The sequence below is a fragment of the Pseudorhodoferax aquiterrae genome, from assembly GCF_014652235.1.
GTDB lineage: Bacteria > Pseudomonadota > Gammaproteobacteria > Burkholderiales > Burkholderiaceae_C > Pseudorhodoferax > Pseudorhodoferax aquiterrae.
The window spans coordinates 15,430-40,138 of sequence record NZ_BMYK01000031.1; the positions used below are offsets into that span (position 1 = coordinate 15,430).

Consider the following 24,709-nt stretch of genomic DNA (forward strand, 5'->3'; position numbering starts at 1 on the left):
GCGCCACCCGTCTCGCACGAGGTGGCTTGCGTGTCGCGGAACGGGTGGCCGCGGAGCAGGCCATGCCAGCAGACGCCGCGGAACGGGCTCTGCCCGGCCGCTGGCGGCGCCCCCTGGGGGGTATGGGCGGCCTACACGAAGTGAGGCCGGCCAAACGGGGGAGAGCCTGTTCACCAATCGACGGGGCAGCCCGTGCAGCCCTCGAACTCCACATCGGAGAACACCGCGAAGCGCAGCTTGGTGCCGCGCATCGAGGCATTGCGGAAGGTCGACGTGCTGAACTTGGTCTCCTGCACGTCGGCGCTGTCCAGCCGCGCACCCTCGTAGCGCGTGCCGATGGACCAGGCGCCCGAGAGGTTGGCGGCCGTGAGGTCGGCCTGCGTGAAGTCGGACTTGCTCATGCGCGCCGACTCGAAATCCGCGCCCACGAGGCGGGCGCGCACGAAGCGCGCCTGCGCCAGGTAGGCCTTGCCGAACTGCGCGGCCAGCGCGCTGGCGTCCGTGAAGTCCGCGCCGACCAGGTTGGCCGCGCGCAGGTCGGCGCGGTCCAGGTTCGCGCCGCGGAAGTTCGCGCCCTGCAGGTCCTTGCCCACGAGGTTGGCGAAGCGCAGGTCCGCACCGGCGCATTGCGCGCGCGGGCCGGGCGTGCAGGTGGCCGCGGGTGTTTGCGCGGCAGCACCCAGCGATGCGGCCAGCGCCGCCGCGCCCACGAGGATGCGAAGCGGCCGCATGTTCAGCTCTTCGGAAGCTTGAACACCCAGAACGAGCCGCCCTGCGTGACGGTCTTGGTCAGGTCGGCCATGTCGCCGCCCCACAGCGGCACGGCGCCGCCGTAGCCCGAGGCGATGCCGATGTACTGCTCGCCGTCCTGCTCCCAGGTGGTCGGGATGGCGACGATGCCCGAGCCGGTCTGGAACTTCCAGAGCTCGTCGCCGTTCTTCGCGTCGAAGATCTTCACGTAGCCGTTGGACGTTCCCGTCACCACCAGGCCGCCGGCCGTGGCCAGCGTGCCGGCCCACAGCGGGTAGACCTCCTTTTTCTCCCAGGCGATCTTGCCGGTCTGCGGGTCGAGCGCGCGCAGCGTGCCCACATGGTCCTCGTGCAGGCGCTTGATGCGAAAGCCCATGCCCAGGTAGGCCGAACCCGGCTTGTAGGCCAGGTGCTCGGCCCAGTAGTCCATGCCCCAGTGGTTGGCGGCGATGTAGAACAGGCCAGTCTCCGGGCTGTAGCTCATCGGGTTCCAGTTCTTGCCACCCAGGAAGGGCGGCGAGACGAACACGGCCTCGCCCTTGTCCTGGCCCTCGGCCGGCTGCTTGGGCCGCTGGTTTGGGTTCTCGATCGGCCGGCCGGTCTTGAGGTCGAAGCCCTTGGCCCAGGTGATGCCGTCCACGAAGGGGTAGGCCGCCAGCAGCGCCGTGGGCTTGTTCGGGTAGCCCGCGCCTGTGGCCAGCTTGTTCACGTCGGTCACGAAGAAGAAGCCGTTGCGGTCGGCGTGGGCGCCGGCCTTGATGGTCTTGCCGTTCTTGTCCTTGTAGTCGAACAGCACGATCTCGTTGTTGCCCGAGAAGTCCCAGGTGTCGTTGGGCGTGTGCTGGAAGAAGCCCTTGAGCTCGCCGGTCGTCGCGTCCACATAGGCCTGGCCCGAGGTGAACAGGCTGTCGTACTTGGACGCGTCGGCGCCGGGCGCGGTGCGCAGGTTGCCGTTCCAGGGCGCGGGGTTGCCCGCGCCGATCACGATGGTGTTGGTCTCCGGGTCGTAGGTGGCGCTCTGCCAGGGCGCGCCGCCGCCCTGGCTCCAGGGCTGGACCTTGCCCGTGGCGCTCTTGGGATCGCTGGGCCAGGACGGCGCCTTGGGGTCGCCCGTGTGGGTGCCCGGCTGGCCGTTGAGCCGGCCCTGGTGGCCTTCGACCAGCGGACGGGCCCAGACCTCCTCGCCGGTCTCCGGGTCGCGTGCGAACAGCCAGCCGACCACGCCGAACTCGTCGCCCGAGCTGCCGTGGATCAGCAGCACGCGGCCGTTCTTCTCCTTCACGAGCGTGGGCGCGCCGGTCATGGTGTAGCCGACCTTGTGGTCGCCGAACTTCTTGTTCCAGACCACCTTGCCGGTGTCCTTGTTCAGAGCCACCACGCGTGCGTCCAGCGTGCCGAAGTAGACCTTGTCGCCATAGATCGCGGCACCGCGGTTGACCACGTCGCAGCAGGGGCGGATGTCGTCGGGCAGGCGGTGCTCGTAGGCCCAGAGCTGTTTGCCGGTCTTGGCGTCGAGCGCGAACATGCGCGAGTACGAGGCCGTCACGTAGACCACGCCGGCATGCACCAGGGCTTGCGTCTCCTGGCCGCGCTGCTTCTCGCCGCCGAACGAGAAGCTCCAGGCCGGCGTGAGCTTGGCCACGTTGCTGCGGTCGATCTGCTTGAGCGGGGAGAAGCGCTGGCCCTTCAGGCCCATGCCGTAGGACAGCACGTCCTTGGTGCTGGCGTGGTCGTTGGCGATCTCATCCCAGCTGACGGTGGGGCTGTCGGGCTGCGCGTGGGCGCCTGAGGCCAGCAGCAGAGCGGCGGCGATGGCGATGGTGGTCTTGTGCATGGAAGGTCTCCTCGGTGGTGGGTGTGTTGTCAGTCGGGCTTCTTGGTGTCGACGTAGCTGCGGATGGCCCAGATGGCCTCCTGCGTGAAGATCTCCTTGAACGGTGGCATGTAGACGCGGCCGTCGCGCGTGCGTCCCTGCATCACGGTGCTGAAGAAGTACTGGTCCATCTCGGCCATGCAGGCCTTGTCGGGCTTCTTCGCGTCGCCGCAGTCCGCGTTGAGCTTGCGCAGGTCGGGCGCGATGCCGCCGGACTTGGCCTCCAGCCCATGGCAGCGCGCGCAGTTGGCGTTGTAGGCCGAGCTGCCGATGCGCACGGCCTCGCCATTGGCAGCCGCCTTGCTGCCGGTCGGGCTGTAGGGGTTGTCGTCCAGCGGCTTGTCGCCGAGCGGGGGCAGGGTGTGGGTGTCCACGGCCTGCGGGGCCATGTCGCCGTGGGCGAATGCGCCGCCGGCGATGGCCAGGGCCAGTGCGGCCAGGAGGGGGCGTGTGGTCTTCATCGGTGTCGGTCTCATCGGTCGGGCATGCGGCGGCCCGGCCTGGCGCGCCAGGCCGGCCGGTGTGGCGTCGGGGATCAGAAGAAGCCCAGCTTGTTCTCGCTGTAGCTCACGAGCAGGTTCTTGGTCTGCTGGTAGTGGTCCAGCATCATCTTGTGGTTCTCGCGGCCGATGCCGGACTGCTTGTAGCCACCGAAGGCGGCGTGGGCCGGGTACTGGTGGTAGCAGTTGGTCCATACGCGCCCGGCCTGGATGCCGCGGCCCATGTGGAAGGCGCGGTTCATGTCGCGGCTCCAGACGCCGGCGCCCAGGCCGTACAGCGTGTCGTTGGCGATCGCCAGGGCCTCCTCTTCGTCCTTGAAGGTCGTGACCGAGACCACGGGGCCGAAGATCTCTTCCTGGAAGATGCGCATCTTGTTGTGGCCCAGGAACACCGTGGGCTGCACGTAGTAGCCGCCGGCCAGTTCGCCGTCGAGTGCGGCACGCGCGCCGCCGGTCAACACGGCCGCGCCTTCCTGGCGGCCGATGTCCAGGTAGGACAGGATCTTCTCGAGCTGTTCGCCCGAGGCCTGGGCACCGATCATGGTGGTCGGGTCCAGCGGGCTGCCTTGCTGGATGGCCTTGACGCGCTTGAGCGCGCGTTCCATGAAGCGGTCGTAGATGGATTCCTGGATCAGCGCACGGCTCGGGCAGGTGCAGACCTCGCCCTGGTTCAGCGCGAACATCGCGAAGCCTTCGAGCGCCTTGTCGAAGAAGGCGTCGTCCTTGTCCAGCACGTCGGCGAAGAAGATGTTGGGGCTCTTGCCGCCGAGTTCCAGCGTGACGGGGATCAGGTTCTGGCTCGCGTACTGCGAGATCAGCCGGCCCGTGGTGGTCTCGCCCGTGAACGCGATCTTGCCGATGCGGTTGGACGAGGCCAGCGGCTTGCCGGCCTCCACGCCGAAGCCGTTGACCACGTTCAGCACACCGGGCGGCAGCAGGTCGCCGATGATCTCCATCAGCACGAGGATGGACACCGGCGTCTGCTCGGCGGGCTTCAGGACCACGCAGTTGCCGGCCGCCAGCGCGGGCGCCAGCTTCCACACCGCCATCAGCAGCGGGAAGTTCCAGGGAATGATCTGGCCGACCACGCCGACGGGCTCGTGGAAGTGGTAGGCGTAGGTGTCGTGGTCGATCTGGCTGATGCCGCCTTCCTGGGCGCGCACGCAGGCCGCGAAGTAGCGGAAGTGGTCGATGGCCAGCGGCAGGTCGGCGGCCGTGGTCTCGCGGATCGGCTTGCCGTTGTCCCAGGTCTCGGCCGTGGCCAGCACGGCCAGGTTGTCCTGCATGCGGTCGGCGATCTTGTTCAGGATGTTGGCGCGCTCCGTCGTGGAGGTCTTGCCCCAGGCGACTTTCGCGGCATGGGCGGCGTCGAGCGCGCGCTCGATGTCGGCGGCCGTGGAGCGCGGCACTTCGCAGAAGGCCTTGCCGGTCACCGGCGTGATGTTCTCGAAGTACTGGCCCTCGGCCGGCGCGATCCACTGGCCGCCGATGTAGTTGCCGTAGCGCTTCTTGAAATGCACCGTGGTGCCGAATTTGCCGGGTTCGAGCATGTCCATTGTTGACTCCGTCCGTCTGGTGTTGGGCCCCGCGACATGCGGTGGCTGGCCTGGAGCAGTGCAAAGGCCAGGCCCGGCGGGACTGGGACAAACACCGAGGCGGCGTCCAGAGGGAGGGGTGCGCGGAGCAGGGCGGCGTGCCGCGAATTGCGACAGCTGCGGTGCGCAGGCGGCGACGCGGATGTCGCGGCTTGCGACAGCCTGCGGGTTTGCCTGGGAGCGTGGGCGGCGGAGATCCCGCCCCGCTCCTAGTACAGGCGGATCGCCACGTCGAAGTGCCAGGTGCGTCGGATCTCGACCACGTCGAAGTCGCGCGCGAGCCGGGGCGGGAACGCCGGGTAGTTGGCCTGGCCCTGCACGATGCCGCGCACGGCTTCGTCGATGGCTGCCACGCCGCTGGAGCGCACGAAGGTGATGGATTCCACCGAGCCGTCGCGGCGTACCGCGACCGTCACGACGGGCGGCTGGTGCGGCTGCTGCAGCAGTGCGCGCACTTGCTCGGTGGGCATGTTGAGCTCGATCTTGCGGCTCCAGGCGTCGCCGTACAGGCGCAGGTCCTCGTTCGGATCGCCGCGCGCGAGGTTGCGGCCGCGCCTGGCGTTGCTCCAGGACGAGGGCAGGTCGGGCGAAGACCGCGCGGCGGCCTCGGCGGCGGCGCGCTGGTCGGCCTCGGCGTTGAGCTGGCGGCCGATCGCACGCAGGCGCTCCTCGCGCTGCGCCTCGTAGGCGCGCTCCGCCTCGCGTTTGGCGGCTTCGCGCTGGGCCGCTTCGTTGCCGGCCGAGGCCTGGCGCTGCGCTTCGGCCTGCTGGCGGGCCACGGCTTCCTGGGCGGCCTGGGCGCGGGCCGCTTCCTGACGCGCCGCTTCCTGGCGTGCGGCTTCCTGCTGCGCGGCGGCTTGCCGTGCGGTCTCGGCACGTTGGGTCTCTTGGCGCTCGGCCTCCTGTCTGGCCGCTTCGGCGCGTGCGGCCTCCTGCCGCGCGGCTTCGGCCCTGGCGCGTTCCTGGCGTGCTGCCTCCTGCTGCGCAGCGGCTTGCCGTGCGGCCTCGGCGCGTTGGGCCTCCTGGCGCTCGGCCTCCTGCCGGGCCGCTTCGGCGCGTGCGGCCTCTTGCCGCGCGGCTTCGGCCCTGGCGCGTTCCTGGCGTGCTGCCTCCTGCTGCGCAGCGGCTTGCCGTGCGGCTTCGGCGCGTTGGGCCTCCTGGCGCTCGGCCTCCTGCCGGGCCGCTTCGGTCCGCGCCGCCTCCTGGCGCGCGGCTTCAGCCTTGGCGCTTTCCTGGCGTGCGGCTTCTTGCTGCGCGGCGGCCTGTCGTGCGGCTTCCTGCCGCGAGGCCTCCTGGCGCGCGGTCTCGGCGCGCTCCGCCTCCTGGCGCAAGGCGTCCTGCCGCTCGGCCTCGGCCCTGGCGCGCTGCTGGCGTGCCGCATCCAGCGCAGCGGCCTGGCGTGCGGCTTCTTCCGCGGCGGCCTCTCGCGCGGCCTGCAGCCGTGCCGCTGCGGCGGTCCGGGACGCCTGTTCTGCGGCGAGCGACTGTTCGGCCGCCTCGCGTTCGATCGCCAGGCGGTCCGCCTCGGCCTGCGCCGCTTGCTGGCGGGCGGCTTCCAGCCGTGCCGCCTCGGCCCGGGTTGCTGCCTGGCGTTCGGCTTGCTGGCGCTCTTGCTCCGCCTCCTGTTCCGCCCTGTGCGCGGCCTCCCGTGCGGCGGCTTCCTGGCGCGCCGCCTCCTGCCGTGCCGCAGCCGCTCGGTCCGCCGCATGGCGCTCCTGTTCCAGGCGTTGCGCTTCGGCCTGTGCGGCCTGTTGGCGCGCGGCTTCGGCACGCAGGGCCGCCTCGCGGCTGGCTTGCGCCCGCTCGGCCTCGGCCTGCGCGACCTGGGCGCGCGCCGCAGCGAGGCGGGCCTCGCGCTCGGCTTGCTGGTGCGCCTCGGCGCGCTGCGCGGCTTGCTGCTCCGCGGCGTCCACGGAGGGCATTGCCAGCACGGCGGCACCGGGCGCCGGCGTGGCGGGCGCGGCAGGTGCAGGGCGGGGCGGCGGGCGGTCCACGGCCGCCGCCGCACCCGTGTCCGAAACGGCCGGCGCCGTCGCGGCCGGGGCCTCCTGGCGCGGCGCCGCGTCCGGTGCAAGCACCACGCGCAGCGTCGGCACTTCGCCGCGCCGCTCCTGCCAGGGCAGGCCCAGGCCCGGCAGGCCGAACTCGGCGCTGCCGAAGGTCAGGCTCAGCAGCAGGCCATGGACCAGCAGCGACCCCAGCACGCCACGCACCAGCCCTGCGCCGGGATGGCGCCGGGGCCAGCGCGGCGGCTGCGGGGCGATGGAGGGGGAATGCGCGGGGACCGGCACGTGCTCTGTGGGCGTCCGTGCCAGGCGCACGGGACTGTGGATCAGGCCGCGACTGTAGTCGCAGCCGGCCCGCATCCCGGGGAAAGCGCCGAGAAGATTCGCGCTTTGCGACACGCCACGCGCGCTGCAGCGCCCTAGCATGCGGCACCCATTGGAAAGGTCCCGATGCGTCCGCTGTTGTTGCTGCTGTGCCTGCTCCACCCGCTGCTGCCCGTGCGCGCCGCGGGCGATCCGCTGCGCTCGCCCTTGTGGAACGGCGTGCGTGCGCGCCTGCTGGGCGACGCTGCCGTGGTCTTCGATGCGCGCGTGCGCGTGGCCGTTCCGCCCAGCGCCGAAGACCCGCTGGCCGTGCCCGTGGAGCTGCGCTTCGACGGTCTCGCCGATGTGGAGCAGGTGCGCGTGTTCGCCGACCTGAACCCGATCCCGCTGGTGCTGGACTACTGGCCGGACCGCGCAGGCGGGGCGCTGGCCCTGCGCATCAAGGTGGAGCAGTCGACGCCCGTGCGCGCAGCCGTGCGCACGCGTGGCGGCACCTGGCATGTGGGCGGCGCCTGGGTGGCGGCCGCGGGCGGCGGCTGCACCATGCCCAGCCAGGGCAGCGGCAACGCCGCCTGGCAGGAGCGCCTGGGCGAGGTCTCGGCGCGGCTGTGGCCGCGGCCCGCGGGCGCGAGCCGGCTGCGGCTGCGCGTCGTGCATCCGATGGACACCGGCCTGGCCGGCGGCATCCCGGTGTTCCATGTGGACCAGCTCACGCTGCGCGATGCGGCGGGCCGCGCGCTGGCGCGGCTGCAACTGCACGAGCCCGTGGCCGAGAACCCGGTGCTGAGCCTGGACCTGCAGCACCGCGGCCCGGTGCACATCGACGGGCGCGACACCCAGGGCAACCGGATCGCCGCGCGGGTCGTGCCATGAGGCAGGCGAGGCGGGCCGGGCTGCTGCTGTTGCTGCTCGCTGCCGCGGCAACGGCGCGCGACTTTCCGCAGCCGCAGCGCGTGGCAGACGGGGTCTACGTGCTGGAAGGCGCGCGCGAGCATTTCAGCCGCGCCAATGCGGGCGACATCGCCAACACCGGCTTCATCGCCACGCCGGCCGGTGCCGTGGTGATCGACACCGGGGCCTCGCTGCGCTATGGCCAGGCGCAACGCGCAGCCGTGCGCGCCACGACGGGCCCGGATGCGGTGCAGGTCTACATCACGCATGCGCACCCGGACCATTTCCTCGGCAACCAGGCCTATGCCGATGTGCCCGTGCAGGCCCTGCCGGCCGCGGCCGAGCGCATCGCGCAGCGCGGTGACCAACTGGCGCAGAACCTCTACCTGCTCGTGGGCAGCGCCATGGCCGGCACCGCCGTGCAGGCGCCCGGCGCGCTGCCGGTGCCGATGCCCGACACGGTGGTGTTCGGTGGGCGCCGCCTGCAGCTGATCGCGCTGCAAGGGCACAGCGCGGCCGACCTCGCCGTGTTCGACGAGGCCACGGGCACCCTGTTCGCGGGCGACCTGGTGTTCTTCGAGCGCGCCCCGACCACGCCCGATGCCGACCTGCCAACCTGGCTGGCGGCACTCGACCGGCTGGCCCGGCTGCCCGTGCGCGTGCTGGTGCCGGGCCATGGGCCCGTGGTGCGTGGCGCCGAGGCCATCGCGCAGACGCGCGACTACCTGCGCTGGGTGCAGCGCACGCTGACCGAGGCGGCGGCGCAGGGGCTGGACATGAACGAGGCGATGCGCCTGCAGGCCCCCGAGCGGCTGCGTCGCCTGGCCGTGCTGCAGGCCGAGTGGCAGCGCACGGTCATGCACCTGTACCCGGCGATCGAAGCCGGCAGCCTGCCGCGGCCGTCTCACTGAAGCGCGAAGCTGTCGCGCAGCAGGCGGCCCCACCAAGCCTCGGCCGCGCGCGCCTCGCGCGCCCGCTGCGCGGCATCGGCGTCGGCCGGGCTGCGCAGCTGCCGCAGGGCCGACATGCGGCCGGCCACGGCGGCGTAGTCGCCGTGCAGCGCGATGGCGGCATCGGGCGCGAGCAGGCTGTAGCACTGGCTTTGCAAGACCGGTGGGGCTGGTGCAGGCCGGCCGCCGAGCGCGGCGCAGATGGCCGCAGCACAGGCCTGCGCCGCGCCGCGGGCCGCCATGGCCGACTTGGGCAGCGGGTAGGCCGCCGCGGCATCGCCCAGCACGTGCACGCCGGCGTGGCGCAGCGAGGCGAAGCTGTCGGCCTGCACCGGGCACCAGCCGCTCTCGTCCACGAGGTCGGCCGCATGGCACAGCGCAGCGGCCTGCTGGTCCGGGATGACGCAGGCCAGGTCAGGCCGCAGGCGTTCGCCGCCGGCCAGGCGCACCTCGCCGCGTGCGGTGTCCACGGCCACCACCTCGCCGCCCTGGGACCGCGGCCACCATTCCACGCTGCCAGGCAGACCTTCCCAGGCCCGCTGGAACAGCGGACGCAGGCTGAAGTCGTCCTTGGCGTCGGCGATCAGCACCTTGGCGCGCCGCCCGCGCAGCGCCCAGGCGAACAGGCTGGCCCGCTCGTAGGGCCCGGGCGGGCAGCGGTAGGGATGGGCCGGCACGCCGATCAGCACGGTGGCGCCGTCGCGCAAGGCCGCGAAGCGCCGGCGCAGGCTCTGCATCGAGGCATCGCCGAGCCAGCCATGCGGCATCTGCGCGCTGTTGCCGGCATCCAGGCCCGCGATGCCGTCCCAGACCAGGTCGATGCCGGGTGCCAGCACGAGCCGGTCGGCCGCATGCCAGCGGCCCGTGCCGTCGCGCACCCGCAGCCGCACGGGGTCGACCTCTGCCACGGCCTCGGCGCGCCAGTCCACGCCCAGCGCAGCCAGGCCGGCCGGCGTGGCGCAGACCGCGGCCGGGTCGCGCAGGCCGGCCAGCATGGCGTTGGCCATGGGCCCGGCGATGAAGCGCTGGCGCGGCTCGAACAACAGCACCTGCAGCTGCGGCTGCAGCCGCTTGAGCGCCGCTGCGCAACTGGCCCCGGCGAAGCCGCCGCCGACCACCACCACGCGTGCGGCGGGGGAGGCGGCCCGGCTCCAGACCGGCGCAGCGCTGCACAGCGCGGCCGCCTGGAGCAGGGCGCGCCGCCGCTGAAGATCCATGCCCATGGCGCCAGCCTAGCCGCAACGCGCCGGCGCAGCGACCCGGGGAAAGCGACAGGAAAATTCGCAATTTGCGACAGACCGGCCGGCGGCCGGCCCGCTACGATCCGCGCCGGACCTGCACCACGGAGACAAGCCATGACGGATGCCACTGCACCGGCACACCCGCTTGACGGGCACGATCCGATCGCCCTGGCCCGCGAACTGTTCTTCCGCGAGGGCCGCGAGGCCGCCGGCGTGGCCGAGCCCATCGCACGCTCCTGGCAACGCAGCCGGCACCTCCCCTGGCAGCAGCATCAGCTGGAGCCGATCACGCTGGGCGAACTCGACGAGCGGCGCGAGCAGTCGCTGCGCCTGCTGGCCTGCGCCCAGCCCGAGCTCGACGGCCTGGCCGAGCATGCGGCCGGCAACGGCTGCGTGGTGATCCTGACCGACCCGAGCGGGCTGATCCTGCACGAGATCGGCAGCCCGGAGTTCCTGCCCAAGGCCGAGCGCATCGCGCTCAAGCCCGGCGTGGAGTGGTCCGAAGGCCTGCGCGGCACGAACGCCATCGGCACGGCGCTGGTCGAGCGCCACGCCATCATGGTGCTGGGCGGCGAGCATTACCTGGCCCCTTATGCCCAGCTGGGCTGCGCCGCCGCGCCCATCCTGGACGGCCGCGGCGCCGTGGCCGGCGTGCTGGACATCTCGGGCGACACGCAGCGCGTGAACCAGCATGCGCTGGGCCTGGTGCGCATGTCGGCCCAGCAGGTCGAGCACCGCATGCTGCTGGCCGGGGCCGAGGGCCACGTGCTGCGCTTTCACGCCCGGCCCGGCCTGATCGGCACGCCGCGCGAGGCCGTGCTGGTCATCACCGACGGCCGCATCGCGGCCGCCAACCGGCTCGCGCTGGAATTCTTCGACAGCGACTGGGCCGGCCTGCTGGACCGCGACATCCGCGGCCTGCTGGGCCGCGACTGGGGCAGGCTGGAACACCAGCGCGGCCTGCTGACCCTGCCCGGCGGCCGCCAGATCGCCGGCGTGGTCGAGCGTCTGGGCGCACCGCTGCATGCGGCGCCGCGCCCACGTGCCGACGCCGCGCAGGAGGCCCAGCCCGAGTCCGACCCCGTGGCACCGCTGCTGGCCCAGGCGCGGCGCGTGCTGGACCAGGGCGTGCCCGTTCTCGTGACGGGCGAGACCGGCAGCGGCAAGGACGTGTTCGCGCGCCGCCTGCATGCCGCCAGCCGGCGCAGTGCCGGCCCCTTCGTCGCGCTCGACTGCGCCTCGCTGCCCGAGAACCTGATCGAGGCCGAACTGTTCGGCTACGAGGACGGGGCCTTCACGGGCGCGCGCAAGCGCGGCAGTCCGGGCCGCGTGCGCGAGGCCGACGGCGGCATCCTGTTTCTGGACGAGATCGGCGAGATGCCGATCGGCCTGCAGAGCCGGCTGCTGCGCGTGCTGGAGAACCGCGTGGTCGTCCCCCTGGGCGGCGGCAAGCCGGTGCCCGTGGACTTCGACCTGGTGTGTGCCACGCACCAGAGCCTTGCGGCCATGGTGCAGGCCGGCCGCTTCCGTGCCGACCTCATGTACCGCCTGGCCGGCTTCACGGCCAGCCTGCCGGCGCTGCGCGAGCGTGCGGATCGGCGCGCGTTGATCGCGCGGCTGTTCGACGACCTCGGCGGCCGCCAGCGTGGCCTGCACCTGCAGGAGGAGGCACTGGACCGGCTCGCCGCGCACAGCTGGCCCGGCAATGTGCGCGAGCTGCGCAGCGTGTTGAAGTCGCTGGTGGCGCTGGCCGAAGAGGGCGCTGTGGTCGGCCTGGACGAACTCCCGATGGCCTTGCGGGGTGCGACGCCGGTGCCTGCCATGCCGGCCACGGCCGCTGCTGCGAGCGATCGGCCGGTCGCGGCGGCCGAGTCGCTGCGCGATGCCACGCGCTCGGCGATCGCGCAGGCACTGCAGGCCACCGGCAACGACGTGGCGCAAGCCGCCCGTCTGCTGGGCGTGCACCGCAGCACGGTGTACCGGCATCTGGCGCGTCGGCGCTCCTAGCCGCAGCCTGCCTCAAACCCCGAGTGCGGTCGCCGCCGCGAGGCCGGCGCGCGGGGCGCTGCCTCAAACCACGATTGCCGCTCGTGGTTTGAAGCACATCACCGTACTCAGGCCGCCAGCGGGCCCTCGACCGCCGGCATGTGCGGGCGGCGCAGCACATGCACGGTCTTGGTCTTGGTGTCGTAGATGAAGTCGGAGATCAGCCGGCGCTCCTTGAGCACGTCCAGCGCCTCCAGCAGGTTGCGGCGAAAGCCCGACAGGCAGGTGGCCGTCGACCCGCTGAGGCCGAACAGGGTCTCGACCTTGTACGGGAACGGTGTCTCGTGCGTGCTGAAGAAGCCGTAGATCCACTGCGCGAGCGGCGTCAGGCCCAGGCGCTCTTCGCCGTTGAGCAGCGTGAAGGCATCGGGCTGGAACAGCTCCAGGATGTTGGGATCGAGGTAGAGCTTCCACTTCTCGCGCGACTTGGAGCCCGCGTCCGACCACTCCAGCCGCATGATCAGGTTGCCCGAGAAGCCCTTGCCGTTGGGCTTGTCGACCCAGACCGAGCCTTCGCGCATGCGGGCGATGGAGTCGCGCAGGCGCTTGTAGGTGTCGCCGCTGTTGCCCCAGCCGATGGCCACGCCGAGCGAACTGGCCGAGACCTCGACCTGGTCGCCGATGGGCTGCATGCGCGCGAGGTGGACGACCTGCAGCCACACGGTCAGGTCGTCCTGGCGCAGCTCCTTGCCCGTGTAGCGGATCTCCTGCCCGGCCACCGAGACGATGACCTGGCGGTCGAAGCTGCGGCGTGGCTTGCGCTTGTCGGCGCAGGTGAACAGGGCCGAGCGGGCCAGGGCGTTGGGCGCGCCGCGCACGCGCTCGCCCCACAGGGGCAGCTGGGTCGGCCCGGCGAGCAGCATGCCGTGGGACTTGCGTTTGGACTTGGGAAGGATGGCGAGGTCGGTCATCGGGCCGCGACGATAGCAGCCGGCTGTCGTCGCTTGAATCAGAAGTCTCGTGGTTTGAATCAAGCTGTTCGTGTCTTGACACTGCGGGCCGTCCCGCTCTGACAGGACTGGGGGACGCCGGCTGTCGTGGTTTGAGACAGGCCATGGTGCGCGGGGCTGGTTTGCATCGTGGTTTGAGGCAGCGCTCCAGTCGTGGTTTGACACCGGCTCGCGCGCCGGGCGCATTCGTGGTTTGAAACAGCATCTTGTGCGCGTGCACGCGGGTCCCCGCGCGCCAGGAAACCACCGGGGCCAGCCCCGGACCCCTTCCGCCATCGATTCCGGCAAGCCGGAACCGACGGCGGCTGCGTTTGTGGATTAGGAATTTGATTAATGAACAGGATTAGAGACCGATTAGAGAGTGATTAGGGGGGCGCCGTTTCTTCTTCAAGTCATTGATCGGAAAGCGTTTTTCAGAAAGCCTGCAGACTCATTCCCCGAGTCGCGGCGCTTCAAGCGACGAATGGACCGGTTTCATTCCGCGAGGCGGGCGGTGTCATGCCACGTCAGCGACTGATTCACGCGCCGATGGGCGCTTTCGGCAGGCATGTGATTCAAGACCCGATACATGGCCTGCACTGCCATGCTTCAAACCACGAACTGACGTTCGGCCCGGCCTGCTTCATGCCACGACAGGCGCGTGGTGCCACCGTGCGTCAAACCACGACTGCGGCGTGGCTGCCGGCCAAGGCCGCGGATCGTGGTTTGAGACAGGCGGCCGGGCGCCATGGTCCAGCCCGTACCATGCGTGCATGGGCCAGACCATGCAGTTCATGCCGGTGCAGCGGTGCCGCCGCTGAGCGCTGGCGCGCCGGCGCAAGGCCGGACCACGACGACCGTGCTGCTGGGCCTGGCGCAGACCCTGGCCTGGGCCTCGTCGTACTACCTGCCGGCCATCCTGGCGGGCGCCATCGGCCGCGACCTGGGCATGGCGCGCGCCTCCGTGTTCGCTGCGTTCTCCGTGGCCTTGCTGGTGGCGGCGGCGACGGGGCCATTCGCCGGCCGCTGGATCGACCTGCGCGGTGGCCGGCCCGTGCTGCTGGCCAGCAACCTCGTGTTCGCGGCGGGTCTGGCGGCGCTGGGCCTGGCGCAGCAGCCGCTGCATGTCTTCATGGCCTGGGCCGTGATGGGGCTGGCGATGGGCAGCGGCCTCTACGAAGCCGCGTTCGCCACCGCGGTGCGCCTGCACGGCCGGCAGGCCAGGCGCACCATCACGGGCATCACGCTGTTCGCGGGCTTCGCCAGCACCGTGGGCTGGCCGCTCACGGCCTGGCTGGAAAGCAGCCTGGGCTGGCGTGGTGCCTGCCTGGTGTGGGCCGGCCTGCACCTGCTGGTGGGCCTGCCGCTCAATGCGCTGCTGCCCGCGGCCGGGCGCGCGCCGGCGGCCCCCGTGGAGCCCGCGGGCCCGCTCGACCCGCAGGCTGCCCCGGCCCCGCGGCAGCAGGCCATGGCGGCCTGGCTGCTGGCCTTCGTGTTCGCCGTGGCCTGGTTCATCAGCACCGCCATGGCGGCGCACCTGCCACAGCTGCTGCTGGCCGCGGGTGCCGGCATGGCGGCGGCGGTGGGCACGGCGGCGCTGGTGGGGCCGGCGCAGGTCGCGGGCCGGCTGATCGAGTTCGCGTTCCTGAGCCGGGCGCATCCCTTGCTGTCGGCACGCCTGGCCACGCTGGCCCATCCGCTGGGCGTGCTGTGCCTCGTGCTGCTCGGCAGCCCGGCCGCGGCGGTGTTCGCGGTGCTGCACGGCCTGGGCAACGGCATCCTGACCATCGCCATCGGGACGCTGCCGCTGCTGTTCTTCGGCGCCGCGGGCTATGGCGAGCGGCAGGGCTTTCTGATGGTCCCGGCCCGCATCGTGCAGGCCGGCGCGCCCTTCCTGTTCGGCCTGGCGGTGCAGCGCCTGGGCGTGGGTTCGCTGTGGCTGTCGGCCGGCCTCGCGCTGGCCGCCTGCCTGGCGCTGGGCCGGCTGGCGCGCGGGCTGCGGCGCTGAAGCTCAGCGCACGCGCGCGGCGTAGCCGCTGGCGATCCAGGCCTCGGCCTTGTCCAGGTTGAGCTTGAAGTCGGCGGCCACCCGGGCCTGGCCCAGCGTCTCGCCCGATTCGTCCTGCGCGGTCAGCACCGCATAGGGGTACTCCTCGTCCGGCACGATGGTCAGGGCCACGCGGATGCGCTCGGAGCCGGCGCCGACGGCGACCTCCTTGTGCAGGCGCGCATGCAGTTGCTGCTCGTGCCGGCGCAGCACCTCGCTGGCGGTCTTCACGAGCGTGTGGAAGGCCGGTGCGTCCAGCGGCTTGGGGTTCTTCTTGTCGCGGCCCATGGTCCAGGGCCCGACCAGGGCCGGCTCGGACTCGCCGCGCAGCGTCATGGACACGGCCCAGCCGTCGTCGTCTTCGTTCTTGATGATCTCGGCGGTCCAGCGCTCGTCGCGCCACAAGCGGGCTTGCTGGACCGGACCGTCCTCGTTCGGGGAAAACTCTTCGTCGTTCATCGCGGCATTGTCCGGCAGGGCTGGGCCGCATCCGCGCGCCAGGCGCGCGCATGACGCCGATCAAGTTTGAGCAGGGTCAAGACATTTGTGTTGATTGCAACGCATGATTTGCAGCGCCGCCCACTGCGCCGCCGTCGCATCGAAGAACGCGGGGCGGCGATCCTCGGGGCGCACCGCATTTCGAGGCGTGCCACGCAACGAACGCAGGCCGCTGGGGGGCTGAACATTTGAACGAGGACTGCACACATGAACAAGCCGCGCTGGCCGACGCCGTGCGCGAGGTCGGCCGACTCAATGCCGCGCTGGACGCCCACGCCATCGTGGCCGTGACCGACGCGCGCGGCGTGATCCTCCGCGTGAACGACAAGTTCTGCGCCGTCTCGCGCTACGCCCGCGAGGAACTGGTCGGCCGCACCCACCGCGTGGTCTGCTCCGGCCGGCATCCCGAGGGCTTCTTCGCCGACATGTGGCGCTGCATCGCCCGCGGCCAGGTCTGGAACGGCGAGATCTGCAACCGGGCCAAGGACGGTGCGCTGTACTGGGTCTCGACCACCATCGTGCCGTTCCTGGGGGCCGATGGCCGGCCCGAGCAGTACGTCGCCATCCGCACCGACATCACCCAGCGCAAGCAGGCCGAGGAGGAGGCCCAGCGCATGGCCTTCTTCGATCCGCTCACCGGCCTGCCCAACCGGCGGCTCATGCAGGACCGGCTGCAGCAGCTGCTGGGCCAGGCGCGCCGCCCCGGCCAGGCCGGCGCGCTGGTGCTGATCGACCTGGACAACTTCAAGGAAGTCAACGACACGCTGGGCCACGGCCAGGGCGACGCGCTGCTGCGGCTGGTGGCGCAGCGCCTGCTGTCCTGCGTGCGCCACAGCGACACCGTGGCGCGGCTCGGCGGCGACGAGTTCGTGCTGCTGCTGGGCGACCTCGGGCCCGACCTGCCCGCGGCCACGCTGCGTGCGGCCGACCTCGGCGAGAAGCTGCGCCGCATCCTGGAGCAGCCCTACTTCCTGGACGGCGGGCGCGTGCATGCCGCGCTGAGCGCCGGCGTGGTGCTGCTGCAGGGCGGCGAGGAGCGTGCGGACGAAGTGCTCAAGCAGGCCGACATGGCGCTCTACAAGGCCAAGGGCGCGGGCGGCAACCAGGTCTGCTTCTTCGATCCGGCGCTGCAGGCCGACGTGAATGCGCGCGCCGGCCTGCTGGCCGACCTGCGCCAGGCCCAGGCGCGCGGTGAACTGCAGCTGTACTTCCAGCCCATCGTGCAGGCCGAGCGCCAGGTCAGCGGCTTCGAGGCGCTGCTGCGCTGGGTGCATCCGGTGCGCGGCCTGGTGTCGCCGGCCGAATTCATCCCGCTGGCCGAGCAGTCCGGCCTGATCCTGCCGATCGGGCAGTGGGTGCTGGACCAGGCCTGCGCGCAGCTGGCGCGCTGGGCGCGCGGACCGGCCACGCGGGCCTGGACGCTGGCCGTCAACGTCAGTGCGCGCCAGTTCCGCGACCAGGGCTTCGTGCCCAGCGTGCAGCGCGCGCTGGCCCGCAGCGGCGCCGACCCGCACCGGCTGCGCCTGGAGCTGACCGAGAGCATGCTGCACGAGGACCTGGACGCCACCATCGCGCGCGTCGCGGCCCTGCGCCGGCTCGGCGTGCGCTTCGCGCTGGACGATTTCGGCACGGGCTACTCCTCGCTGAGCTACCTCAAGCGGCTGCCGCTGGACCAGCTCAAGATCGACAAGTCCTTCGTCGCGGAGATCACCCGCAACCGGGACGATGCCGCCATCGCGCGCACCATCGTCTCGCTGGCACGCAGCCTGCGCCTGCGCGTGGTGGCCGAGGGCGTGGAGACGGAAGGCCAGTTCGCCTTCCTGCGCCGGATCGGCTGCCACGGCTACCAGGGTTACCTGTTCGCCGCGCCGCGGCCGCTGCGCGACGCGATGCGCAGCGCGGGCGTGGCGCCCGAGGCGCTGCAGTGGCTGGACGGCGCGGCCGCGCCGCCCTCGTGATCGGAGCGAGGCCGCCACGCGCCGTGCAGGTACGGGACGTGGCCGTTGACGAAGCGCGGGGCCTGGCGCTCTGCCGGGTGCCGCCGCGAATCGGCCCGGCGAAGGCCTGCCTCATTCGCCGAGACGGCGGATGCGCCGGCACCGCGCTGCGCACTCTGGAGGGCCACGGCGGGCGCGCGTTCTGAGCTCTCGTCGAATGAGGCCGGCTGGTCGCCGCGCCATGTCTAGACGAGCTGCCAGGTCTTCCCGTTGAAGCGCTGCAGCTTCATGTACTCGACCACGCGGTAGTCGGTCGGCGAGGTCGTGATCAGGCTGCCGGGCAGCAGCGCGGGGTTGCGCCAGTCCTTGAGGTTGGCGGCCTGGCGCATGATGTTCTCGCGCGTGAGGTCGTCGCCGCACTGGCGCAGCACCTGCTCCAGGGTCAGCGCGATGGCCCAGCCCATGGTGTAGAGCGCATCGTTGAGGTCGGCGTCGGGCTGGTACTTCTTCATCGTGGCGACGAAGGGCGCGAGGTCCGGATCGTTGGCCCACTGCGGATCGGTGATGTCCTTGATGAAGCCGGCCGTGCGCACCTTGGTCGCGTTCTCCAGGCCTGCCGGCGCCAGCGTGGCGCTGACCGAGGCCGAGCCCAGGTGCAGGTAGATGTCGGGCTGCCAGCGCAGGTCGGCGGCCTTGCGGATGCTCTGGGCCGCGTGGCGCGCATAGGCGAACAGCATCAGCGTGTCCGCGCCTTTCTCCTTGATCGTGATGAGCTGCGAGTCCACCGTCGGGTCGGTGGCCTGGAAGCTCTGGGACGCGACGATCTGCCTGGCCTTGTCGCCCAGGCCATCGGTCAGGCCGGCCAGCAGTTCCTTGCCGAAGTCGTCGTCCTGGTAGAGCACGCCGATCTTCGCGTCCGGGCGTTCGGCCAGGATGCTCTGGGCGTAAAAGCGCGCCTCGGCCCGCAGCGTGGGTTGCCAGCCCATGGTCCAGGGGTACTGCGCGGGCTGGGCGAAGGTGTCCGAACCGGCCGAGATGAACAGCTGCGGCACCTTCTTCTGGTTCAGGTAGCGCCGCGTGCCCACGTTCACCGAAGTGCCCAGCACGCCGAAGATCAGTGCCACCTCGTCCTGCTCGACGAGCTTGCGCGTGAGTTCCACGGCCTTGGGCGGCGCGTAGCCATCGTCGAGCGAGAGGAAGGTGATCCGGCGGCCGTTGATGCCGCCGTTGTCGTTGAGGAACTTGAAGTGCGCCGCTTCGGCACGGCCCAGCTGGGCATAGGCCGAGGCCGGCCCGCTGTAGGGCAGGGTCTGGCCGATGCGGATCTCCGTGTCGCTGGTGCCGGGGCCGTACTTCTTCGCCTGTGCCCGGCCCGCCAGCGGTGCCGTGGCGAGCGTGAGCACCAGGACGCGGCGCTGGATGGGGTGGTGCATGTCGTCTCCGTTGTCGTTGGGAGCGGCCACGGTAGTGACCGCCGCTCGGAGACGGCATCGTCCAAAGCGACTATTTTTCGTCGCTGGCGCTCAGTGGGCCACGCAGCTGAAGCTGGCGGCCGCCGCGCCGCTGCCCGTGCCGGTGTAGCGCGGGTACAGCGGGTACTGGCACATGGGCTTGGACGCGATCTCGGCGAACGGCGCGAGCGCGTTCCTGTTGCTCAGCGTGTACTGCGTGGCCGGCTTGACGCCTTTCTCCACCCAGTCTTCCACCACGGACAGCAGGTCCACGCGGCCCGGGATGCCGTAGCTGGGCGCGTTGGCCGCACCGGCCGCGACGCCGCCCGACGTGTGCGGCAGGCCGGTGGCGGCGTAGGCCGCGAAGAACTCGCCGACCTGGCCGGCGCCCATGCGCGCAACCACCGCGTCGAAGTAGTTCAGGCCGGTCAGCGGGCTTTGCGCCGTGTCGCTCATGTCCTCGCGCAGGATGAGCTTGCCGCCGCGCGCACGGAAGGCCGACAGGTCGGGGTTGGTGGCGTCCATCCACTGCGAGACCTGCAGCACGCGCTCGCGGAAATTGGCGGGCTCGTAGGTCAGCGGGTCGAAGGCGGCGTTCTGCGCGATGAAGTAGCGCACGTAGCCATTGCCGTAGCGGTAGACCTGGTTGATGCCGTTGGCCGTGGGCCCGTCGGTCGGCGGCGCCGTGCCCACCAGCCAGTTCGACCAGTTGCCGGCCAGGCCCTCGCCGCCGAAGGCGAAGCCGGCGTAGGCCTGCATGCCGTTGGCCACCGGGAAGCTGAACTGGTAGCCCGCATGCGCGGACGCGATCACCGCCAGCTGGGCGGTGGAGAAGCAGCTGGCGCCCTCGTCGGTGCCCGACGCGCAGGCCTTGGCCGCCAGCGCGGCCTCGGCCACGGGCTTGCAGGCCGCATAGTGGCTGACCACGCCGTCGGCGATGCCGTCCAGGCTGTCGCAGGCGGCCGTGACGGTGTCGTGCACGAGCTGCGTCTTGCCGCCCAGCCAAGCGCCCGGCGCACTCTGGCGGATGCCGCCGATCCAGTTGCCGAAGGTCTGCAGCCCGGTCCAGTTCATGACCGGGTCGATGGAGACGATGCCGTCGTAGTCGGCGGGGTAGCGCTGCGCCATCACCATGGCCTCGCGCCCGCCTTCGGAGCCGCCCATGTAGTAGCTGCGCAGGGGGCGCTTGCCGTAGTAGCGCTGGCCCAGTTCGACGGCCACGTCGTGCGTCTTCTTGTAGGCCGCGTAGGCGAAGTTGACCAGCGCCTCCTGGTTCAACGCGAAGGCGTAGGCTTCCACGCCGGCCTGGTTCTGGTGGCCCGAGTCCGTGCCCGTGGTCATGTAGCCGCGCGTGATGGGCCGCGGCACGTCGGGCGGTGCGTTGCGGCTGGCGTCCAGGCCCGTGACCAGCGATCCGTTGTAGCCCGAGCCGCCGAACTGCAGCTTCTTGCCGTTCCAGCTGCTGGGCAGGTTGAGTTGGGTGTTGATCAGCGGGGCCGCGGGGTCCACGGGCTTGATCTCGATGAGCAGTTCGCAGTACTCGGGCGTGCCGAGCACGGTGGCGGTGCCGCCAGCGTTGGGCGCATCGGCCACCGCGGCCTTGAGCGTGGCGGACTTGACGGTGGCGCCCGTCGTCGGCTCGCCGATGCTGCCGGCTTGCACCGACTGGCCGGCCATCGCCGCGCAGGCGCTGGCGGGACTGGCCACCACCAGCGGTGTGGCGAAGCTGTCGTCGTCGTCGCTGCCGCCGCAGGCGGTGAGGGTCGCCGCGATGGCGAGGGCGGCGAGGGTCTGGCGCTGCGCGGGCAGCGCCGATGGCAATGTCTGCATCTTGTCTCCTGGTGGGTTGTGCGTTCTGACTCAGACGGTGGCGCGTGGCGTTTCGTGCGTTGGCAGTCCTTTCATCGATGGGTGTTAAGTGGTGCCTCACCAGGCGGCCGGCAGCCCCACGTAGTTCTCGGCCAGCGCGGTCGAGGCCGCATGCGACTTCACGAGGTAGTCGAGCTCGGCCTCCTGGATCTTCTGGCCGAAGGCGCCCGTGTCGGGGAACTTGTGCATGAGCGAGGTGAACCACCAGGAGAAGCGCTCGGCCTTCCAGACGCGGCGCAGGCAGGTGGCGGAATAGTGGTCGATGCCGCTCGTGCTCTTGTCGGCATAGAACTCGCGCAGCGCATGCCAGAGGTAACCAACGTCCGAGGCCGCCAGGTTCAGGCCCTTGGCGCCCGTGGGCGGCACGATGTGGGCCGCGTCGCCGGCCAGGAACAGCCGGCCGAAGCGCATGGGCTCGGCCACGAAGCTGCGCAGCGGCGCGATGCTCTTTTCCAGCGAAGGGCCCGTGACGAGCTTGTCGGCCGCCTCGGGGTCGAGCCGGCTGCGCAGTTCGGCCCAGAAGGCCTCGTCGCTCCAGTGCTCCACTTTCTCATCGAGGCTGCACTGCACGTAGTAGCGGCTGCGGGTGGCGCTGCGCTGGCTGCACAGCGCGAAGCCGCGTTCGGTGTTGGCGTAGATCAGCTCGTGCGAGACCGGCGGTACGTCGGCCAGGATGCCGAGCCAGCCGAAGGGGTAGACCTTCTCGTACTCGGTGACCGCGCCCGCGGGCACGCTCTGGCGGCTGATGCCGTGGTAGCCGTCGCAGCCGGCGATGAAGTCGCACTGCAGCGTCCGGCGCTCGCCGTTCTGCGTCCAGCTCACGCTGGGGCTCGCGCCGTCGAAGTCGTGCAGCGCCACGTCCTTGGCCTCGTAGACGGTTTGCAGGCCGGCCGCGGCGCGCGCCTCCATGAGGTCGCGCGTGACCTCGGTCTGGCCGTAGACCGTCACGCGCTTGCCGCCCGACAGGCCCAGCAGGTCGATGCGGTGGCGCTGGCCCTTGAACAGCAGCTCGATGCCGTCGTGCGGCAGACCTTCGGCGCGTGCGCGCTGGTCCACACCGGCCGCCGTCAGCAGGTCCATGGTGATCTGCTCGAGCACGCCGGCGCGGATGCGTCCCAGCACGTAGTCGCCGCTCTGGCGTTCGAGGATCACGTTGGCGATGCCGGCCTTGTGCAGCAGCTGGCCGAGAAGCAGGCCGGAAGGGCCGGCGCCGATGATGGCGACTTGGGTGCGCATGGAATGTCTCCGCTGGAGCGAATGGGAATGCCACGAGCGTAGGGCGGCCGGCCCCGGCACGGGGCGGCGGCACCACGGCGTTGTGCGATCATCGGCCTGGCTGCGCGATCATCGCGCAGTACTGCGGAACTTTCCGCCTCCTCCATGAGCATCGCCAAAGCAGACCTCATCGAAGGCATGGCCAAGGGCATGGCCGTGCTGGAGAGCTTCGACACCGAGCGCCAGCGTCTGAACGCCACGCTGGCCGCGCAGCGTGCCGGCCTCACGCGCGCCGCGGCCAGGCGCCATCTGCTCACGCTGGCCCACCTGGGCTATCTGGAAACGGACGGCAGCTACTTTTGGCTGGCGCCCAAGGTGCTGCGCTTTTCGGGCAGCTACCTGGCTTCGGCACGGCTGCCGCGCGCGATCCAGCCCACGCTGAACCGGCTCGCGGCGCAGACCGGCGAATCCTTCTCCGCGGTGGTGCGCGACGGCGACGAGGTCGTCATCGTGGCGCGCAGCGGCACCTTGCGCATGCTGGCCTATGGCCTGCACCTGGGCGCGCGGCTGCCGCTGCACGCCACCTCCACGGGCCGCGTGCTGCTGGCGGCCGAGACGCGCGCGGCCTTCAGCGCCTGGATGAAGGGCAGGGCGCTGGCCCGGCTGACCGTGCACACGGTGACCGAGGCCAGGCGCTTTCGCGAACTCATCGACGAGGTGCGCCGCCAGGACTACTGCGTGGCCATCGAGGAGCACGAACTTGCCGTGCACGCGCTGGCCGTGCCGCTGCGCAACATGCAGGGCCGCACCGTGGCCGCGCTCAACGTGGTGGCCTCGCCCGCGCGCACCGGGCGCGAGGCCATGGAGCGCGAACTGCTGCCGGCCATGCTGGAGGCGGCGCGGGAGCTGCGCGGGCTGTTGTAGCGCGCTTGTTCGCTTGACCGCGGTCAAGCTAGGATGCTCACCGCCCCCTTCTGCGCAGCCGAACCATGACCACCCCAAGATCGCTGCTGCTGGCCTGCCTGCTCGCCTGGTGCGTGGCCTGGCTCACAGGCTGTGCGGTGCTGCCGGCGCGCCAGGCACCGCCGCCGACGCACGCGCTGACCGAGGTGGGCGCCACGCAGCTGGCGCGGGTGGCGGCGGCCAGCACACCGGCGCAGGCCATGGGCAAGTCCGGCCTGCGCATGCTGCCGGAAGGCCCGTTCTCGCTCGATGCGCGGCTGGCGCTGGCGGCCAGCGCCGAGAAGTCGCTGGACCTGCAGTACTACCAGTTGCAGAGCGACAGCGTGGGCTTCCGGTTGCTCCGCGCGCTGCGCGATGCGGCGGCGCGCGGCGTGCGCGTGCGCCTGCTCGTGGACGACTTCTACACGGCGGGGCAGGACGAACTGTTCGGCACGCTGGCCGCCCACCCCAACGTCGAGGTCCGTCTGTTCAACCCGCTGCCAGAGCGCAAGGGCAGCTTCGTGGGCCGCTTCATCGGCTCCGCATCGGTCTTCTCGCGCATCAACCACCGCATGCACAACAAGCTGTTCATCGCCGACAACAGCATGTCGGTCGCGGGCGGGCGCAATATCGGCGACGAGTACTTCATGCAGAGCGAGACGGCGAACTTCATCGACGCCGACGTGCTGGCCACCGGACCCGTGGTGCGCGAACAGTCCGCCGCGTTCGACCTGTACTGGAACAGCGCCCATGTCTGGCCGATCGAGCAGGTGGTGCCACCGCTGCTGGCGCCCGAGGAGGCGCGCCGGCGCTTCGACGCCATCGTCGGGCCCGAGGCGCCGCCGCTCGAAGTGCGTCCGCACGACGTGCTGGGCAAGACACCCGTGCACCGGCAACTCGCCGAGGGCCGGCTGGACCTGATGTTCGCCAAGGCCAGCGTGCTCGTCGACGACCCCGACAAGATCACGCGCCTCGACGCCGACGCGCGGCTCGCGGGCAGCGTGACGCAGCATGTGCTGGACCTCATGGACTCGGCGCGCTCGCAGCTGCTCATCATCTCCCCGTACTTCATTCCCGGGCGGCTGGGCATGCAGCGCCTGGGCCGCGCGGTGGGCAACGGCATCCGCGTGACGATCTACACCAACTCGCTGAGTTCCACCGACGAGCCGCTGGTCTACCTGGGCTATGCGCGCTACCGAGACGACCTGCTCAAGCTCGGCTTCGAGCTCTACGAGGTGGCGCCGCACCGCGGCAACACCACGCACCTGGGTGCCTTCGGCACCTCGATCTCGCGGCTGCACGCCAAGATCTCGGTGGTGGACGACGACCGCATCTTCGTCGGATCGATGAACCTGGACAGCCGTTCGGCCCGCATCAACACCGAGATCGGTTTGGTGGTCGAGAGCGCGGAGGTCGTGCGCGAATTCCGCCGGCTGATCCCGGCGCGCGGCTTCCAGTCGGCCTACCGGCTGCGGCTGTCCGACAGCGGCCGCGTGGAGTGGCTGGAGCCGCGCGAGGACGGCGGCTTCACCGTGCACCACGACAACCCGGGGACCAACTGGATCGCCGAGCTCTGGAACTGGTTCAGTTCGCTGTTCGTCGGGGAGGAGCAGCTCTGATGCTTCAGCGCTGGTGCAGCGCCGGC

Annotated in this window: 18 protein-coding genes; 7 read left to right on the plus strand and 11 right to left on the minus strand. The window is 71.3% G+C overall.

What is annotated here, in order from left to right; all coding sequences use genetic code 11:
* Positions 1-170 precede the first annotated feature (170 nt).
* The 5 genes from IE209_RS28715 to IE209_RS34265 all read right to left on the minus strand — a co-directional run bounded on the left by IE209_RS28715 (position 171) and on the right by IE209_RS34265 (position 7,009).
* On the minus strand, positions 171-731 hold the full coding sequence (locus IE209_RS28715; protein WP_189690309.1) for a pentapeptide repeat-containing protein: 561 nt from the start codon (positions 729-731) through the stop codon (positions 171-173).
* Between the two features lie 2 nt (positions 732-733).
* A complete protein-coding gene (locus IE209_RS28720) occupies positions 734-2,584 on the minus strand; it encodes a methanol/ethanol family PQQ-dependent dehydrogenase (protein WP_189690310.1) in 1,851 nt (616 codons plus the stop codon).
* Positions 2,585-2,613: 29 nt separating this feature from the next.
* Positions 2,614-3,084, minus strand: coding sequence for a cytochrome c-550 PedF (gene pedF, locus IE209_RS28725; RefSeq protein ID WP_189690311.1), 471 nt, complete (start codon positions 3,082-3,084; stop codon positions 2,614-2,616).
* Between the two features lie 74 nt (positions 3,085-3,158).
* Positions 3,159-4,679: an aldehyde dehydrogenase gene (gene adh, locus IE209_RS28730; RefSeq protein ID WP_189690312.1), complete on the minus strand. Its 1,521-nt coding sequence runs from the start codon at positions 4,677-4,679 to the stop codon at positions 3,159-3,161.
* A 248-nt stretch (positions 4,680-4,927) separates the two neighbouring features.
* Positions 4,928-7,009 carry a TonB C-terminal domain-containing protein gene (locus IE209_RS34265; protein WP_189690313.1) on the minus strand — a complete coding sequence of 694 codons (2,082 nt, stop codon included), beginning with the start codon at positions 7,007-7,009 and terminating at the stop codon, positions 4,928-4,930.
* 165 nt (positions 7,010-7,174) lie between these two features.
* Between IE209_RS34265 and IE209_RS28740 the strand changes: the two genes are divergently transcribed.
* Positions 7,175-7,921, plus strand: coding sequence for a quinoprotein dehydrogenase-associated SoxYZ-like carrier (locus IE209_RS28740; protein WP_189690314.1), 747 nt, complete (start codon positions 7,175-7,177; stop codon positions 7,919-7,921).
* On the plus strand, positions 7,918-8,850 hold the full coding sequence (locus IE209_RS28745; protein WP_189690315.1) for a quinoprotein relay system zinc metallohydrolase 1: 933 nt from the start codon (positions 7,918-7,920) through the stop codon (positions 8,848-8,850). Before IE209_RS28740 ends, IE209_RS28745 begins: the two co-directional genes overlap by 4 nt.
* Here the strand turns inward: IE209_RS28745 and IE209_RS28750 are convergent.
* The gene (locus IE209_RS28750; protein ID WP_189690316.1) at positions 8,844-10,112 is read right to left on the minus strand and encodes an FCSD flavin-binding domain-containing protein; all 1,269 of its coding nucleotides are present in this window, start codon (positions 10,110-10,112) and stop codon (positions 8,844-8,846) included. The two genes, IE209_RS28745 and IE209_RS28750, sit on opposite strands and share 7 nt — an antisense overlap.
* Positions 10,113-10,244: 132 nt before the next feature.
* Here IE209_RS28750 and IE209_RS28755 point away from each other — a divergent pair, with 132 nt between their 5' ends.
* Positions 10,245-12,137, plus strand: a complete 1,893-nt coding sequence (locus tag IE209_RS28755) for a sigma-54-dependent Fis family transcriptional regulator (protein WP_189690317.1) — start codon at positions 10,245-10,247, stop codon at positions 12,135-12,137.
* A gap of 107 nt (positions 12,138-12,244) precedes the next feature.
* On the opposite strand, the gene trfA is transcribed toward IE209_RS28755, so the two are convergent.
* Positions 12,245-13,087, minus strand: a complete 843-nt coding sequence (trfA, locus tag IE209_RS28760) for a plasmid replication initiator TrfA (RefSeq protein WP_189690318.1) — start codon at positions 13,085-13,087, stop codon at positions 12,245-12,247.
* A gap of 826 nt (positions 13,088-13,913) precedes the next feature.
* Between trfA and IE209_RS28765 the strand changes: the two genes are divergently transcribed.
* Positions 13,914-15,113, plus strand: coding sequence for an MFS transporter (locus tag IE209_RS28765; RefSeq protein ID WP_229883107.1), 1,200 nt, complete (start codon positions 13,914-13,916; stop codon positions 15,111-15,113).
* A gap of 3 nt (positions 15,114-15,116) precedes the next feature.
* Here IE209_RS28765 and IE209_RS28770 read toward each other — a convergent pair whose 3' ends face one another.
* Positions 15,117-15,611, minus strand: coding sequence for a hypothetical protein (locus IE209_RS28770; protein WP_189690320.1), 495 nt, complete (start codon positions 15,609-15,611; stop codon positions 15,117-15,119).
* Positions 15,612-15,838: 227 nt separating this feature from the next.
* On the opposite strand from IE209_RS28770, the gene IE209_RS28775 reads away from it, so the two are divergent.
* A complete protein-coding gene (locus tag IE209_RS28775) occupies positions 15,839-17,608 on the plus strand; it encodes a putative bifunctional diguanylate cyclase/phosphodiesterase (protein WP_189690321.1) in 1,770 nt (589 codons plus the stop codon).
* A 224-nt stretch (positions 17,609-17,832) separates the two neighbouring features.
* Here the strand turns inward: IE209_RS28775 and IE209_RS28780 are convergent, their stop codons facing one another.
* The 3 genes from IE209_RS28780 to pobA form a co-directional block, all read right to left on the minus strand.
* On the minus strand, positions 17,833-19,020 hold the full coding sequence (locus IE209_RS28780; RefSeq protein WP_189690322.1) for an ABC transporter substrate-binding protein: 1,188 nt from the start codon (positions 19,018-19,020) through the stop codon (positions 17,833-17,835).
* A gap of 90 nt (positions 19,021-19,110) precedes the next feature.
* The gene (locus IE209_RS28785; protein WP_189690323.1) at positions 19,111-20,868 is read right to left on the minus strand and encodes a tannase/feruloyl esterase family alpha/beta hydrolase; all 1,758 of its coding nucleotides are present in this window, start codon (positions 20,866-20,868) and stop codon (positions 19,111-19,113) included.
* A gap of 96 nt (positions 20,869-20,964) precedes the next feature.
* Positions 20,965-22,143, minus strand: coding sequence for a 4-hydroxybenzoate 3-monooxygenase (pobA, locus tag IE209_RS28790; protein WP_189690324.1), 1,179 nt, complete (start codon positions 22,141-22,143; stop codon positions 20,965-20,967).
* 144 nt (positions 22,144-22,287) lie between these two features.
* On the opposite strand from pobA, the gene IE209_RS28795 reads away from it, so the two are divergent.
* Both IE209_RS28795 and IE209_RS28800 read left to right on the plus strand, forming a co-directional pair.
* Complete coding sequence (locus IE209_RS28795; protein WP_189690325.1) at positions 22,288-23,046, plus strand: IclR family transcriptional regulator domain-containing protein; 759 nt, start codon at positions 22,288-22,290, stop codon at positions 23,044-23,046.
* 65 nt (positions 23,047-23,111) lie between these two features.
* A complete protein-coding gene (locus IE209_RS28800) occupies positions 23,112-24,683 on the plus strand; it encodes a phospholipase D-like domain-containing protein (protein ID WP_189690326.1) in 1,572 nt (523 codons plus the stop codon).
* The last annotated feature ends 26 nt before the right edge of the window (positions 24,684-24,709 follow it).

Excerpts from the sequence above, each read along its gene's own strand:
- adh (WP_189690312.1), bottom strand. The coding sequence starts at position 4,679 with ATGGACATGCTCGAACCCGGCAAATTCGGCACCACGGTGCATTTCAAG.
- IE209_RS28740 (WP_189690314.1), top strand. The coding sequence starts at position 7,175 with ATGCGTCCGCTGTTGTTGCTGCTGTGCCTGCTCCACCCGCTGCTGCCC.
- IE209_RS28745 (WP_189690315.1), top strand. The coding sequence starts at position 7,918 with ATGAGGCAGGCGAGGCGGGCCGGGCTGCTGCTGTTGCTGCTCGCTGCC.
- IE209_RS28800 (WP_189690326.1), top strand. The coding sequence starts at position 23,112 with ATGACCACCCCAAGATCGCTGCTGCTGGCCTGCCTGCTCGCCTGGTGC.
- pedF (WP_189690311.1), bottom strand. The coding sequence starts at position 3,084 with ATGAAGACCACACGCCCCCTCCTGGCCGCACTGGCCCTGGCCATCGCC.
- IE209_RS28715 (WP_189690309.1), bottom strand. The coding sequence starts at position 731 with ATGCGGCCGCTTCGCATCCTCGTGGGCGCGGCGGCGCTGGCCGCATCG.
- pobA (WP_189690324.1), bottom strand. The coding sequence starts at position 22,143 with ATGCGCACCCAAGTCGCCATCATCGGCGCCGGCCCTTCCGGCCTGCTT.
- IE209_RS28720 (WP_189690310.1), bottom strand. The coding sequence starts at position 2,584 with ATGCACAAGACCACCATCGCCATCGCCGCCGCTCTGCTGCTGGCCTCA.
- IE209_RS28755 (WP_189690317.1), top strand. The coding sequence starts at position 10,245 with ATGACGGATGCCACTGCACCGGCACACCCGCTTGACGGGCACGATCCG.
- IE209_RS28770 (WP_189690320.1), bottom strand. The coding sequence starts at position 15,611 with ATGAACGACGAAGAGTTTTCCCCGAACGAGGACGGTCCGGTCCAGCAA.
- trfA (WP_189690318.1), bottom strand. The coding sequence starts at position 13,087 with ATGACCGACCTCGCCATCCTTCCCAAGTCCAAACGCAAGTCCCACGGC.
- IE209_RS28785 (WP_189690323.1), bottom strand. The coding sequence starts at position 20,868 with ATGCAGACATTGCCATCGGCGCTGCCCGCGCAGCGCCAGACCCTCGCC.
- IE209_RS28780 (WP_189690322.1), bottom strand. The coding sequence starts at position 19,020 with ATGCACCACCCCATCCAGCGCCGCGTCCTGGTGCTCACGCTCGCCACG.
- IE209_RS28795 (WP_189690325.1), top strand. The coding sequence starts at position 22,288 with ATGAGCATCGCCAAAGCAGACCTCATCGAAGGCATGGCCAAGGGCATG.
- IE209_RS28750 (WP_189690316.1), bottom strand. The coding sequence starts at position 10,112 with ATGGGCATGGATCTTCAGCGGCGGCGCGCCCTGCTCCAGGCGGCCGCG.